13 protein-coding genes and 1 pseudogene are annotated in these 13,487 nt (G+C 37.1%); all 14 read left to right on the plus strand.

Annotated features, from left to right (window positions below):
* The first annotated feature begins 529 nt into the window (after positions 1 to 529).
* The 14 genes and pseudogenes from ELZ11_RS24105 (at position 530) to ELZ11_RS13755 (ending at position 13,451) form a co-directional block, all read left to right on the plus strand.
* A pseudogene (locus ELZ11_RS24105) lies at positions 530 to 1,225 on the plus strand (phage integrase N-terminal domain-containing protein).
* 828 nt (positions 1,226 to 2,053) lie between these two features.
* Positions 2,054 to 2,641: a cupin domain-containing protein gene (locus tag ELZ11_RS13695; RefSeq protein ID WP_167494690.1), complete on the plus strand. Its 588-nt coding sequence runs from the start codon at positions 2,054 to 2,056 to the stop codon at positions 2,639 to 2,641.
* Positions 2,642 to 2,718: 77 nt separating this feature from the next.
* Entirely contained in the window at positions 2,719 to 3,099 is a 381-nt protein-coding gene (locus tag ELZ11_RS13700; RefSeq protein WP_137357983.1) for a hypothetical protein, read from the plus strand.
* A gap of 74 nt (positions 3,100 to 3,173) precedes the next feature.
* Entirely contained in the window at positions 3,174 to 4,208 is a 1,035-nt protein-coding gene (locus tag ELZ11_RS13705) for a hypothetical protein (protein WP_137357984.1), read from the plus strand.
* 13 nt (positions 4,209 to 4,221) lie between these two features.
* Complete coding sequence (locus ELZ11_RS13710; RefSeq protein ID WP_137357985.1) at positions 4,222 to 5,574, plus strand: MATE family efflux transporter; 1,353 nt, start codon at positions 4,222 to 4,224, stop codon at positions 5,572 to 5,574.
* Between the two features lie 29 nt (positions 5,575 to 5,603).
* A complete protein-coding gene (locus ELZ11_RS13715) occupies positions 5,604 to 6,311 on the plus strand; it encodes a GNAT family N-acetyltransferase (protein WP_137357986.1) in 708 nt (235 codons plus the stop codon).
* A 1-nt stretch (position 6,312) separates the two neighbouring features.
* Complete coding sequence (locus ELZ11_RS13720; RefSeq protein ID WP_137357987.1) at positions 6,313 to 7,239, plus strand: amidohydrolase family protein; 927 nt, start codon at positions 6,313 to 6,315, stop codon at positions 7,237 to 7,239.
* A gap of 65 nt (positions 7,240 to 7,304) precedes the next feature.
* Entirely contained in the window at positions 7,305 to 7,628 is a 324-nt protein-coding gene (gene fdxA / locus ELZ11_RS13725) for a ferredoxin FdxA (protein ID WP_137357988.1), read from the plus strand.
* A 101-nt stretch (positions 7,629 to 7,729) separates the two neighbouring features.
* A complete protein-coding gene (locus ELZ11_RS13730) occupies positions 7,730 to 7,951 on the plus strand; it encodes a phosphopantetheine-binding protein (protein WP_137357989.1) in 222 nt (73 codons plus the stop codon).
* 24 nt (positions 7,952 to 7,975) lie between these two features.
* Complete coding sequence (locus tag ELZ11_RS13735; RefSeq protein WP_137357990.1) at positions 7,976 to 8,791, plus strand: acetate and sugar kinases/Hsc70/actin family protein; 816 nt, start codon at positions 7,976 to 7,978, stop codon at positions 8,789 to 8,791.
* Positions 8,792 to 8,808: 17 nt separating this feature from the next.
* Positions 8,809 to 9,627, plus strand: coding sequence for a sulfotransferase domain-containing protein (locus tag ELZ11_RS13740; RefSeq protein WP_137357991.1), 819 nt, complete (start codon positions 8,809 to 8,811; stop codon positions 9,625 to 9,627).
* Complete coding sequence (locus ELZ11_RS13745) at positions 9,620 to 10,207, plus strand: histidine phosphatase family protein (RefSeq protein WP_167494691.1); 588 nt, start codon at positions 9,620 to 9,622, stop codon at positions 10,205 to 10,207. The genes ELZ11_RS13740 and ELZ11_RS13745 overlap by 8 nt, the downstream gene beginning before the upstream one ends.
* Before the next feature lie 17 nt (positions 10,208 to 10,224).
* Positions 10,225 to 11,682 carry a class I adenylate-forming enzyme family protein gene (locus ELZ11_RS13750; RefSeq protein WP_137357993.1) on the plus strand — a complete coding sequence of 486 codons (1,458 nt, stop codon included), beginning with the start codon at positions 10,225 to 10,227 and terminating at the stop codon, positions 11,680 to 11,682.
* 17 nt (positions 11,683 to 11,699) lie between these two features.
* Positions 11,700 to 13,451, plus strand: a complete 1,752-nt coding sequence (locus ELZ11_RS13755; protein ID WP_137357994.1) for a hypothetical protein — start codon at positions 11,700 to 11,702, stop codon at positions 13,449 to 13,451.
* Positions 13,452 to 13,487: the final 36 nt, after the last annotated feature.

Raw genomic sequence — 13,487 nt, forward strand, 5'->3', positions numbered from 1 at the left:
GATATAACAATTCGGAGTTCGAATTGTTATATCGACCCTCGCTTACTCTAGTCCTGTCACTCCAATAAGGAGCTACGAATGAAAAACGAGAATTGGAAAAGAATGACGGCGAGAATCTATGGCGCTGAGAGCGCCCCGAAAGTTGCGAGCAGATTAAGTTGAGACAATAATAAAAGAGAACTAAAAAGCAGCCGTTGCTGCAAAGACTACTAGATGAAGAAAAACCTTTGATTACCAGCGTATTCTTATCTCAAACGCCTTACGGGCTTCTGGGAATTAGCAATTGCACATGGCTTACAGTCATTCAATTGTTCGGAATTTCTGAACCGCGCAGTAGTCTCGCTTCATTACCTATTCACTTGATTTAAGTGACAGGCGTTCATTCGAAATGAACGGAAGCAATAACACTAATCTAAACTCGCATTGATACGATTACAGCACCCATGAAATAAGAACCTTGAATGACTTAGATATGAGCCGACAAGATTGGCTCTTCTATTTTTCAGAACTAACATTTTAAGGTAGCAATATGGCAACGAACTTTTATTATCAAATCACACGTGTACTGCATCGCAACCCTGATGGATCTAAAGCAAGTCAAGCAGAGCGAAAAAAATACTCAAACTAGCCGATAAACAGTTAAGAGGGCTTAACGTTAAAAAGCTTGAGCTAAGGAGTTTGGGGCCAAAACACATAACATTGGCAATCTCAAGGCTTGGCTGCAGGCGCCATCAAGACTCATATGACTCATCTCCGTTGGCTCTCTGAAAAAATAGGCAAGCCAGGTCTAGTCCCTAAAAGTAACCCTTCCTTTGGGATATAAAACATTAGATATGTAACCAACCAGAACAAAGCCAGATTCCGATCAAACTCAAAATTGGCCGCACTTAATGATAAGTACCTTGATGCGAATTAATCGATGAAGTGAAAAAGTGGGTAGGGGATGGCTCACTGATCCCAGATAACGCTATGTACGTTACCCAAATGAAAAGGCATGAAAGAGAGTGTATTAAGATGGGTTTAGACCGAGCGAATGGCTTAAGGCATTCGCATCAGCGATACCTTGAATTGACGGCTTTTAACGCTTCTGCTGCGGACTGGCCGTCCACAAGAGGTCTAACGGGGGAAAGTAAGCTGTTCGATTATGAATGAAGCGAGGGTGATCATTAGCGAAGAGCTAAGGCATGGACAAGAAGAGGTGCCCGCCGTTTACCTAGGCCGATAAAGCCCTGTAAGTTTAGCTCGGGTTCCGAGTTAGGAATCGAATATTATCAGAAGTTAGTCCTATGATTTTTACATTAGAACGGGGTTTATTATTACTAAAACGGTACAGAATTACTAGAAACTCTTAACTTAGTAATGCCTCAAACCTTCTCAGACCCAAAGAACTGGCCACCCAGTTACTACAGCAGGGCGTTGTTGCCTATATCTGTGGAAACCTTTTTCACGTCCCGAGACCTAACCCTTTGTGATGCTTAGAATGGTGGTAATGAAATAAGCATTTTAACCTGTTAAAAATATGATTACTTTATATATTGAGCTGGTTTGAATCTATTTAGTAGTTATGTAGTCTGCATATATGCGCATCAACAATTATTTTATTAATAATGAATAAAGTTTTTAGGAAAAAATGGAGATGAATTAATGATAATTTTGAAATTTAATAATTGTCCATTTGTGTCGTAAATAAATTGTAATTTATAAAAATAACAATTAAAAAATCATGATCTTTCTCTAGGTAATTTTATATCTACCCATAAAATTTAAGTTTTTATTCGCTATTAATTACTATGAATGCATAATCATCACGCATCAGGCAAGGGAGAACTCGATAAAGAGAATGTTCAACAATTATTTAATATTAACCATCAGTTGTTTTTATTGAATCAATATAGGTGTTTTCATTCTTTTTCGATGACTCAATAATGCTGCTTTCTAATAGTTCATAGTGCGATTGAATAGGGATAGCTAAAAAGTGACGTCGAGTTGAAGATTAACGCTATCCATGCAAATTATCATTCGTTTTATTAGCGAAATTTATAAGGGAATAAAGATGGTTCTTGTAGTTAACAAAGAAAAACTTACTGAAATAAAACAAGCAGAGGTTGATGGTAAAATTCATGATATTGGTTCATTTATGCCATTTAATTCCTCAGACCTGCTCAAAGAAAAAATAGGAAAACAAAGTCCTATATCTTTTGCGTTTACTAAGCTCACAGGTAGTAACACTCACAATATTCACTCTCATTCAACAGACTCGATGGTAATAGTGACAAAGGGTAGTGCGAAGTTAATTGGTGATAAAGAAAAGAACGTCTGTGAAGGAGATGTAATTTTTATCCCTGAAGGCTGCAAGCACGGGTTTTCATGTGAGGCTGGGGAAGAAATTGAATGTATATCAATTCAGTTCGAAAGTGAATCGCTGTTTTCCGAAAAAAATGACATAAACTTCTTGAGTAACCAACTCTATCGCCCTGTAAACTCATTGTATGAGACGAATGAACAGTTAGCCCAAGACGCAGAAAATAGCAAAGTTTTCACAATGTTTAAAAGCGGACTGATGAAAGACAAAAAAACTTATCTGTATTTAAAAAATACCTTCACCAGTGGTCCTCTGCGTTTCAAACTATTATGTTTATGAGGCAGGCAACAACACAAAATAAAGAGTATAAAAATATATTTTTAGAACATTTTGAAGACGAGCTAGGTCATGACAAAATGTTAGAATCTGATGAGGTTGTTTGGGATCCACAGGTAGCTTCGTATAGCAGTTGGTTTATTCAACAAATGGTACAGGCAGACAACATAGAAAAGTTAGTGATAGTGCATTTAGTTTTGGAAAAATGTGCAGACATTTTCCACATAATGGCCATGAATCACTCCAGTAATGAAGACCAATATATTGGAGCGCACGCTGAACTAGATCATGATCATGCCGATTTAGGTAGTGAGTTGCTGGAAAACATAGATAATGCCACATGCCAAAATCTAGTATCTTTATCAAACCAAGCATGGGATATCATGACTCTACTACTCGATCGAATTACTGATCTAACCTTGAAAGAGATTGAGTCCAGAAAAGAATTAGAAGCAGTATAAACCAGAAATTTATATCTACTAAATTAATCATATAGAAAGTAAAAATTACCTCCTATTTAGGCATTAGACTAATTATGTTAGAGATAATAAATGGTATACCTGAACCATTCGCTTTTTACCCACATTGTCAGTATTCTCTCGTGGAAGCAATTGGTAAATATAAAGGCTACTTTAAAGATATTGATAGGAGTTATTTTAATCATACCATTGAATACCAAAATAATAACAATGGTGTGATTAAATATTCTGGAGTTCAATTAGATGTAAATCTTTATAGGAAGTTTGATGGACTGACAGATTTTATTGAAAATTCTGATAAAGGTAAAATAGCGAGTGAAATTTGTTACTTCTATGGAATTGGAATCAAGTGTTTAGAATTTAGAGATTTCACTTCTTATAAATCATATGTTGAAGAACAGTTGTCTAAGGGTGAACCTGTTCTTACAGAGTCTAGTTTAGGTTATATCAATACTAGAAGACATTATAAGAAGGTTTTTGGTCGGCATTTTACTATTATTAATGGTAAATCAAAAGAAGGTTATAGTTGTATTGAGCAAAGTCTTAAACCAAAGTATGTTTTGTCTATTTCGGATTTCAAAGAGTGTTTTGAATATTTGCTTGGTCAATACGGTGTTGTCAGAATCGTTTATATGGAAAAAAATGGTTTGCCAGCCAAGTTTGATATAGAAAGAGTCGTCAACAAACTTAACCGGTCATTGGCAAATCTAACTACAAATTCTGATCACCTGGGTCTTCGCGGCTTAAAATGTTTTGTAGACCAATTTGAGAACTTCTATAAGGATGGTAATTCTGTCTTTATACCTGGCAGCTGGGTTTTTTCTCATGAACGTATAGCTTCAATTAATTGGCTTGAAAAAGTCAAAGAAGACCTCTTCTTAGGTCAGAGAGTAAATGAAATTGATGAATATATAGAAACTCTCAATATTCTACATAATCGATGGTTCCAATTGGATATTAGATGTGAAATGAGCTTAGCTCTCGGAACTGGTAGGCTTAACGAGACGATCAATACACTTTTGAAAGAAATCTATGACTACGAAGAAAAAAGCACTGAGAAACTTCAGAATATCATAGAAAGAATAGGTTAAAAGGTTAGCTAAAATGAAATCTATTAATTTGACATTTATTCGTTCTGTATCAGTGATTCTTATACCAATATTTCTTCAGGGAATGGTGACAGTACTGCTGAGCTTTGTCGACGTATTTATGTTAGCAAAGCTAGGAGAAGCATCGTTAGCAGCTGCGTCCATTAACTTCCAGGTTTTCTTTGTCTACCTAATGGTGGTGTTCAGCGTATCGTCAGGTGTAGCAGTATTTGTAGCACAATCACATGGTGCGAAAGAACCAAACAAAATACACAGCTATCATGCACTTGGGTTACAGCTTGGATTCTTAATTTCAGTGATATTTATCGTTGTATTGAGTTCAATGCCAGAAAAAATTCTAGGTTTATATACAGATGATGCGCAGGTATTGGCTAAAGCACTGGAGTTTTTACAGGTAACATTGCCTATTTATGCGTTCTACTTTATCACTAATGTATACTTCCAAGTATTACGAAGTGTAACTAAGGTTAAACTTCCGCTTGTGGCATCTGTATTAGCATTGTCGCTTAATACCGTCCTTAACTATGGCATGATCTTCGGTAAACTGGGTTTTGAAGAATATGGTTTTATCGGGGCTGCATATGCAACGCTTATCTCACGAACGTTAGAGTTGTTAATCACAATAATACTGACTTATAAAGAGCGGAATCAAGCGGCATTGCCGATGAAAAAGCTTTTTGTTCTTAACGAGTCAATTTATCTAGTTCCAAAATTTATATCGGTATCGCGCCACATTCTTTCAAGCACTATTTTATGGGTGTTGGGTACGAATGTATATATGATCATGTATGCTCAAAAAGGAGTAGAATCATTTGCAGCCCTCAATATTGCATTGTCCTTTGAAAAGGTAGGCTTAGTGCTTATTTCATCCCTCGGACAGACGGCTGGAATAATTATAGGTAAAATGCTTGGAGAAAATGAATTTGCTAAAGCGAAAGATGTGTCTAAGATTTTTCTTATTACATCCATAGTATTTTCGTTAATCATTAGTCTTTTCATTATTGTTTCTGGTTCGATATTCGTTTCTCACTATGGATTTGAGCAAAGTACTATGGAATTTGTTCAAAGTATTCTTATAAGTATATGTATCATTATGCTTTTTAAGTCAATAAATATTGTTACGAATATGGGAGTACTAAGAAGCGGTGGAGATACTAAATTTATTATGTACTCAGATTTCTTTGGTGTGTGGTTGATAGGGGTACCAATCGCGATATTCCTTGTAAAATACACCACTTTATCACTCCCTATCATCATCATTATTGTTGGTTTGGAAGAATTAGTGAAAAACATCCTCTGTCTATCACGAATGAGAACCGATAAATGGTTAGTGAATGTTGTTAAATAATTTAAGATAGTAGTTCAACGAGTAAGTTTATGAATGTAATTAAAAATAAGTATGGCCAGAATGTAGGTAAGCAAGTCAATAATCCTCCTATTGTTCTAGGCACTCTAATACAAGATAAGTTTTTCGGTCACTATGTCGAACTTCATAGAATTGAACCTAGCTCAGTAATCGATGACCTTTATTTAATTTCTCATGGTCAGGGTGATAAAGAGTCTGTTTGGACTTATATGGGATATGGTCCTTTCGACTCAAAGTCGAGTATGCTTGCCTGGCTGAATTCCATTGAAGATTCATCCGAATATTATTATTACTCGATAAAAGATATTGAGACTGATAAATATGTTGGCATGATCAGTATTATGAGTATCGATCTAACCATGGGTAGATTTGAGTTGGGCAACATCTGGTACGGACGAGAGTACCATGGAAGTAACATAAATACCGATGTTATTTTTACTTTACTGGAGCATGGATTTAACACGTGCAAAGCTCGCAGAATTGAATGGAAATGCGATAGCTTAAACGATAAGTCAAAAAATGCAGCAGTACGCCTTGGATTCTCACCAGAAGGTGTTTTTAAGAATCATCTTGTTTACAAAGGTCGTACGAGAGATACAGCATGGTTTTCGATTATTGATGTTGAATGGCCAGTTATTCGCGAAAACTATTTAGCTTGGTATAAAGGCGGACAATCTTTAAAGGCGTTAAATGCGCAGTTGACCAGGAATAACGATTAAAATGGAAAAGATAATCAATATACACTCTCATATTGCGTCTTATCGTTCAATTCCAAAACAATTTTATGATGGTTGGGTTCGAACCATTTTAAGTAAAGCTAGGGTCGAGTATTCAGAGTTGGCGGCGAATTCTGTACATAATATCTTAAAGGCATCGGTTGATGATGACCCTCTTTGCGACAAACTTGTCGCTGAAATGGACAAATGCAACATATCTAAGACGGTACTATTAACTGTTGATTGGGGTATGGCAAAGGGTTATGACTTTCCAAACTTAGAAGATACGTATGCGCTACATAGAGATGTGCTAAGTCGACATCCTGATCGTTTTATTGTTTTTTCGACAATCGATAGGCGCAAAGGTCCCATAGGTTTAGAGTTGTTTGAAAAATCGATTAGAGAATATGGGTTCGGCGGTTTAAAACTTTACCCACCGTGCGGTTATTCTCCAAGCAGTGATGATTTTTTTGATTATTTTTCGATATGTTCTGATCACAAACTGCCAGTATTAACACATGTTGGTCCCTCGAGTAGTAATTTACCATTTGAATTTACCGCTCCAGGATACATCGATGGTGCATCACTCAACTTTCCTGATGTGAATTTTATTCTTGGGCATGCTGGATTCACTCAATATCAAGAGGCGGCTCTGATTGCTCAGTTCAGACCTAATGTGTATTTAGATGTTTCCGGATTCCAAGATGCTTACAGCAAAGGCACATTTAGGAAGATTATACATTGGCATAAAGAAAACCAAACATTAGACAAGTTGGTGTTTGGCACTGATTGGCCTATTCACAGAAGACACTCTTCTATGGAGCAAGATGTATCTGCCTTTAAACAATTGGTGGAGGAAGGTCTTATCACGGAAGATGAGCTTAAGTTAATAATGTATGACAACCCAGCAAAGTTACTCAACGTAAATTGAGATCAGTCAACAATTTAATTGACTACCAAACAACTCGAAAATTTAAATAAAAGGAACTTTTGGATATGGCCTATGTGGTAGGAGAGAATTGTATTAAGTGCAAGTACACAGATTGCGTTGCTGTATGTCCAGCCGATTGCTTTCACGAAGGTTCAAATTTTTTAGTTATCCATCCTGATAATTGTATTGATTGCGCATTGTGTGAAACCGAATGTCCAGCTGGAGCTATTTACTCAGAAAACGATTTGCCAAATGAACAAGAAATGTTTAAACAACTTAATTCGGAACTGTCTGACGTATGGCCGGTTATTACCGAGAGAAAAGACTCATTATCTGATGCAAATGAATGGGATGGTATTTCTAATAAAATACAGTACTTAGAAGTTTAGCTTAAGCGAATATTGTTATGTATTGTTCTGTCGTTTAACAAACCCCACAGATCAAGTTTATATTTTATATTTTATATTTTAATTGATTTATAGGTGTAAAAATGGAAGTTGAAATTATTAATTATCTAAAAAATGAAACGAAAGAGAAGGGTATCACTATTAATTTGGATACAAATTTGTTTGAAGAGGGATTAATTGACTCTCTGGGCTTTGTCAGGCTTGTGTTATTTGTAGAGGAATTACGCGGTAGTGCTATTGATGCCAATGACATGGATATTAGCAACTTCGAAACAATAAAGAGTATCTCAAATAAATTTTCATGATTTTATTTATTACAGGTGAATTCAATGAAAGAAACATACATAGGAGTAGATGCTGGCTCAACGTTTTGTAAAGTGGTTGTTTTGGACGATGGGAACTATGAATATAGAAAGTGGTCTTCCCTAGATCTTGAGGCCGTGTCTAATTACATTAATAAATTTGTGTTTGCCAGAATTGCTCTTACTGGAGGAGGAGCTAGAAATCTTAGTGAAATGCTATCTCATGAGTGTCTACTTGTTCCAGAAAGTTCTGCCTGGGGTATAGGTAGTCTTGAATTAGCGGCACTTTCTGGAAGTTGTGTAAAACAACCCTATATCGTCGCCTCTCTTGGTTCTGGCGTTCTAATTGTAAAAGTTGAAGATGATGTTTCTCAGCGTATTGGTGGTTCCAGTTTTGGTGGCTCGACACTCTCTGCACTTATTTCGCTTTCTACTGGCGTAGATGAATACTCAGAGTACTGTGAAATCGCTAACGAGGGGAATAGAGAAAATATTGATCTTTTTGTATCTGATGTTTATCCCCAAGGTGGCTTTGAAGTGCCGGGGAAAATAACCGCTCAGAGCTTAGGTAAGATTGTACCGAATAAAAGAACAGCAAAGCCATCAGATGCTGATGTTATTGCATCGCTATTGACTATGTTTTCTGAGAACGTTTCAACTCTTTGTACCGCCTTGGCACAAAATCATGGAGTCAATACTATTTGTTTTGGCGGTTCCATTCTGAAAAATAATAGCTATTTATGCTCAGAGATAAAAAAGAATATGTTTCTAAATGGCAAGCAGGCAGTATTCTTCGAAAATAGCGATTATATTGGCGCTATTGGTTCTTTAAAATCGTTGTAAATAATGGAAATAAATAAATGACAAAAGGGAATAATGGTCCGGTAATTATAGTTTCTTTACATAAGTCAGGTACAAACTTAGTTACAAAGCTTCTTGAAAATATGGGGTATGATTGTTTTGGTTCCGGGATTAAACATAGTTATGAAGGGATATATCAAGACCTAAAGGCGAACAAGCATCTAAGTATGTTTGATGCTTATCAGGAAGACCCTTCGAGTATTCTCGCTGAATCGGATAAGTTGTATGAGCTGACTAAATATCGTTTAGACAATAAAAAATGTTTAGTGCTTCATAGTCTTAATAAGGAAACATATGAAAGAATAGTGTCTGAACTTGATGTGGAAATTATATTTAATTATAGAGATCCTCGTGCAGTTTTAGTGTCTTTCGTTAATTATTTGTCTTCCAAGGCTAAAGAGGATTTCACTCAAGTTTCGGGTTACATTGAATTATCAAGCATATTGAAGCGTCTACCAACCATGGAGCAGCGTTTAAGTTTCGTGATCACAAAAATACCTAATTATATTACTGGTGTTTTCCAATCTAATGCATGGTTATTAGATCAACCTAATATTCTAAAAATCACATATGAAGATCTAGTTGGGGACCAAGGTGGTGGTTGTGAACAAAAACAGCATCTTACCATCAAGTCGATCATTAGCGTTTTGCAAGAAGAACACAGAGTAGATGACCTAGCAGAATCATTGTACAGCACGCAATCGAGAACATTCCAACGAGGAAAAGCCAATGCATGGGGCGGCGATTTCACTCCAGAATTGACAGCGTTGTTCAACAACAAGTATCTCCCTGTTTTAGAGCAATATGGCTATGAATAAAACAACATTCTTTGTTCTTCCCCATTTACCATGTGACAGAAACCTTAAGGGTTTATGTGGTGGAAGAACGCTCGAAGGAGTGTCTAAATTTGGGTACCTTTTTACCAAAAATATAGCTCTTAACTATGAGGTTCATGGAGATATAACTGCCATTGTCTCATCGGATCTTCCTCGTTGCATAGAGACCGTAAACCTATGTTTTTCTGACACAGGTTTACCTCTGTTAGTGGAGTCAGGGCTAACAGCTATAGATTACGGAGATTACGAAGATAAAACTTCAAAAGAGCTTCATGCGAATCAACTTGATTATATTGTTAAGCGCTACCCTAACGGTGAGAGCTTTCTGGATATGGTTCTTAGATATCAAGATACACTTGATAGATTGACTGAAATACACCCAAACAAAACGTTACTAATAGTTGGTCATAATGAAACCATACCAATTCTAAGACATTTATGTTCGGGGATACCAGTGGAGGAAGCACTCTGTGGTGATTACGAAGAACACGCGAATAATGATTCAAAAACATTCTATTCTACGTTTTCAGGCCCCTTCACTTACGCCAAGCAAGTCAATTAATCGAAAGGATTGTAAACATGATTGAGCACCCTCTAAAGGCGTTGTTCGGTGGGGTCGATAATGCCGTTGCATTGATCGATTCAATGACTGGTCAAGAAACGACATACAAAGAGTTCGAAAATAGATTGAAACGTTTTTCAACCTTTCTCACCGAAAAAAGCGTTACCCCAGGTGATGTTATTATGTTGTTAGCGGACAACAGTGTTGATATGGTCGTCAGTATTTTTGGTTCGATCTGCCATGGCTGCATAATCTTGCCGATTAGCCCAGCATACAGAAATGTCGAAGTAGCAAATATAAAGGATCATTCGGAACCAAAGCTAGTTATTGTTGATAGAAATTCCGATCCCTTTCCTTGTTTGAAGAATGTTCAAGACTCCTTCATAGACGACTATTTGGATTATTCACCTGCTGAAACCCTTGAAAACGAAAAACAAGGTGGGCTCTTGATATACACTTCCGGTAGTTCGGGATCCCCTAAGGGAGTTCTTCTTTCTTCGGAAAATATTATTTCTAATGCAGAGGCTGCTGCAGAAGTCTTAAATATACAAGACAACCATTTATCATTGTGTCTATTGCCTCTCTTCCATACATTCGGGATTATTAGTGATGTTTGTGTCACTCTGATCAAAGGCGGAACATGTGTTATTTCCCCACAATGTAAACTAGAGAACTTATTTAAGATAAGAACGATATTTAGTAAGTATCAATTCCATTCATTTAGTGCCGTACCAGTCGTAATTCAATTAATTATGAATGCAAAAATAACGTTGCCAAATAGCTTTGTTTATTGTGTGACTGGTGGGGCGCCTTTGCCTGAGTCATTGAGAGTAGATTTTAACGCCTACTCTAACGCAAAAACTATTCCTGCATATGGAATGTCAGAAGGAACTTGTTTCACAACTATATCGTGGAAGAAGGTAAAAGAAAAAAGTTGCGGTTTGCCAATATGTAACGAGCTAAAAATTGTTGACGATGGTGGTAGTGAATTACGTGCTGGCCAAGTCGGGAATATCGTGATTTGTGGACCGAGTGTCATCCGGGGTGGATACTATAAAGATAAAAGACAAGCATATCTAGAAAAATCAGATAATTGGCTCGACACAGGGGACGTTGGTTATTTAGATGATGACGGAATGTTATTTATATCAGGTAGAAAAAAGAACATGGTGATCAAGGGAGGTAACAAGATTTTCCTCGAAGACATCGACGAACTTTTGCAATCACACAAGAATATAGAAGATGCCTGCTCTGTTCAATTTACTGATCGAAATGACGAGTTTGATGAGAAAATAGCCTCATTTATTGTGTTAAAAGACGGGGTAGTGGATACATGGAAGAGCGAGTTAATCAAATACATATCAGAGGTTATCGGTAGTTCAAAATTGCCTAATCGATTTGAAGTTATAGACAATATACCAAGGACCGGTAGCGGTAAGGTCAATCGACCAAAATTAAAAGAGTTAATTTTATAAATATTATGGAGAATATTATGATGAGCGCCTCACCGATCGCTGACAATTACCCTTTAACACCCCTAATGTTCGAGAAAATTATAGAAGAACTCACACTTTTTAATTTGAATGACCTGACTTTACTCGAACTATCTGAGCTGGTGTTTACTTTCAATGGACGCCAGGACAGTTGGTATGGAGAGAAAGCTATATCTCAGCTCACCTCTATTATCATCAGCAAGTTTGGTAATACGCCGTTGGCAAAAAAACAGTCGATAGCTAATTCGAATACTACGTCGTTAAATATCTGTTTAACAAAGCTCGGCATCTTGAATATTGTTGAGTCGAATACTGATTTAGGCGATAACTTTTTATATTCCACGATATTTATATCAAACGATGAATTTGACGCCATAAAGGGGGAGTTGTCACTTATTGATGCAGTAAATGTCAATTATGCTCAAGAGGTGGATTCGTTTTATGCCAACAGTGACAAAAACGATATCGTTGACAAGGTTATCGATCTTATCGACCATACTGATCCAGCTATGTATATTTTTGATCAACAACTAATAGCAAATTACCCTCCTTACAATAACCTTTTTTCCCGTACAGGGAACAAAGATGAAAAGTACCTAATTGAGCTATTGCAGAACCAAACTACAGATGAATGGGCACAAACGCACAGAACTTTCATCTATTGTCTTTATTGTATAGCTAATAGTGGCTTTAAATGTGAGGAATTCAGCGGTATTCAGCTGACGCCTTCAACCTTAGCGCGTTGGTTAGATGAAAAAATCGCTTCCAGACTAGAGTTACTTGCTCTAACGGAAAGTACAAAACCAAACACTTTGCTAGAAAGAGCAAAGTACTTGTTTGAATTAAAACAACTATTGAGAAGCGACTACTTCTCGTATCGAATAGTCAACGGTCTTAATGTCAACAAGACAGAACATGTCATGCCACGAAACACGATAGATATTTCTATGCAACGATTACCAAAAGGGCTGACTGCTGCAATTTTACAAAAATACGGCTGCGACTATAAAGACGCTGATAGTGTGGACAGTTATTTCCGACAAGTTGTACACAATATTCACTCTGCAAATCCAGAGGTGGCTGCGAGTGAAACCTTAAACCTAATCCGAGACATTGTCTTGGAATGTGTTGACGAGCTCAATGCTGACTACGGTATGACACGCGCTCCAAGGGACTTGCACTCGTATTCTACTCTTCTCCACACTGGTGACTATGCGCAGCTTTGTGATTTACCCATCTCGGAATATTTTACTGCGGTGTTCTCTAGTAAAAAGTTTGAGGCTTACTTTCAAAAAAGCCCTAAGATTTTATCAAGAATCCTAAACGCCGTCGCGAGTCGAATGTGTTTTAATTCCTGGCACTACACGCCTGGACAGTGTCCTCAGGACAGAATACCTGAAGGTCGTCACTTTTATTATCCTCCCAAAATGGCAGATTTTGACTTTAGGGTTAGCCATCGGCAAAAAGGTCATCAAATGGCTTACGTCAATCATTCCATCAGGTCTCCCGCTGGTATCATAGTTAACGGCGTGAAGAGATACGGTATAATTGATATGAGAATTGTTCGAGTGGATGAGCAATTGTTCACACAACAAGATCTTGTGAGGGTTCGTGAGTACACAAGTTACGTTCGAGCTATTTATCAATCACTGCTTGATCTTGCAACTGACAAAGGCTGTAACATAAGAGTGAACGAGTATGACAAAGCTTGGTACGATAACTATTCACTAAACCTTCTTGGAACAAACTAGTCTAATTGATTTCGCGGAAAAAGTGTTATTGATCGG

The sequence above is a fragment of the Vibrio profundi genome (genome assembly GCF_005281835.1).
GTDB lineage: Bacteria > Pseudomonadota > Gammaproteobacteria > Enterobacterales > Vibrionaceae > Vibrio > Vibrio profundi.

Bases quoted from the DNA above. Each gene is read 5' to 3' on its own strand.
- ELZ11_RS13695 (WP_167494690.1), top strand. From the start codon at position 2,054: ATGGTTCTTGTAGTTAACAAAGAAAAACTTACTGAAATAAAACAAGCA.
- ELZ11_RS13700 (WP_137357983.1), top strand. From the start codon at position 2,719: ATGTTAGAATCTGATGAGGTTGTTTGGGATCCACAGGTAGCTTCGTAT.
- ELZ11_RS13705 (WP_137357984.1), top strand. From the start codon at position 3,174: ATGTTAGAGATAATAAATGGTATACCTGAACCATTCGCTTTTTACCCA.
- ELZ11_RS13710 (WP_137357985.1), top strand. From the start codon at position 4,222: ATGAAATCTATTAATTTGACATTTATTCGTTCTGTATCAGTGATTCTT.
- ELZ11_RS13715 (WP_137357986.1), top strand. From the start codon at position 5,604: ATGAATGTAATTAAAAATAAGTATGGCCAGAATGTAGGTAAGCAAGTC.
- ELZ11_RS13720 (WP_137357987.1), top strand. From the start codon at position 6,313: ATGGAAAAGATAATCAATATACACTCTCATATTGCGTCTTATCGTTCA.
- fdxA (WP_137357988.1), top strand. From the start codon at position 7,305: ATGGCCTATGTGGTAGGAGAGAATTGTATTAAGTGCAAGTACACAGAT.
- ELZ11_RS13730 (WP_137357989.1), top strand. From the start codon at position 7,730: ATGGAAGTTGAAATTATTAATTATCTAAAAAATGAAACGAAAGAGAAG.
- ELZ11_RS13735 (WP_137357990.1), top strand. From the start codon at position 7,976: ATGAAAGAAACATACATAGGAGTAGATGCTGGCTCAACGTTTTGTAAA.
- ELZ11_RS13740 (WP_137357991.1), top strand. From the start codon at position 8,809: ATGACAAAAGGGAATAATGGTCCGGTAATTATAGTTTCTTTACATAAG.
- ELZ11_RS13745 (WP_167494691.1), top strand. From the start codon at position 9,620: ATGAATAAAACAACATTCTTTGTTCTTCCCCATTTACCATGTGACAGA.
- ELZ11_RS13750 (WP_137357993.1), top strand. From the start codon at position 10,225: ATGATTGAGCACCCTCTAAAGGCGTTGTTCGGTGGGGTCGATAATGCC.
- ELZ11_RS13755 (WP_137357994.1), top strand. From the start codon at position 11,700: ATGATGAGCGCCTCACCGATCGCTGACAATTACCCTTTAACACCCCTA.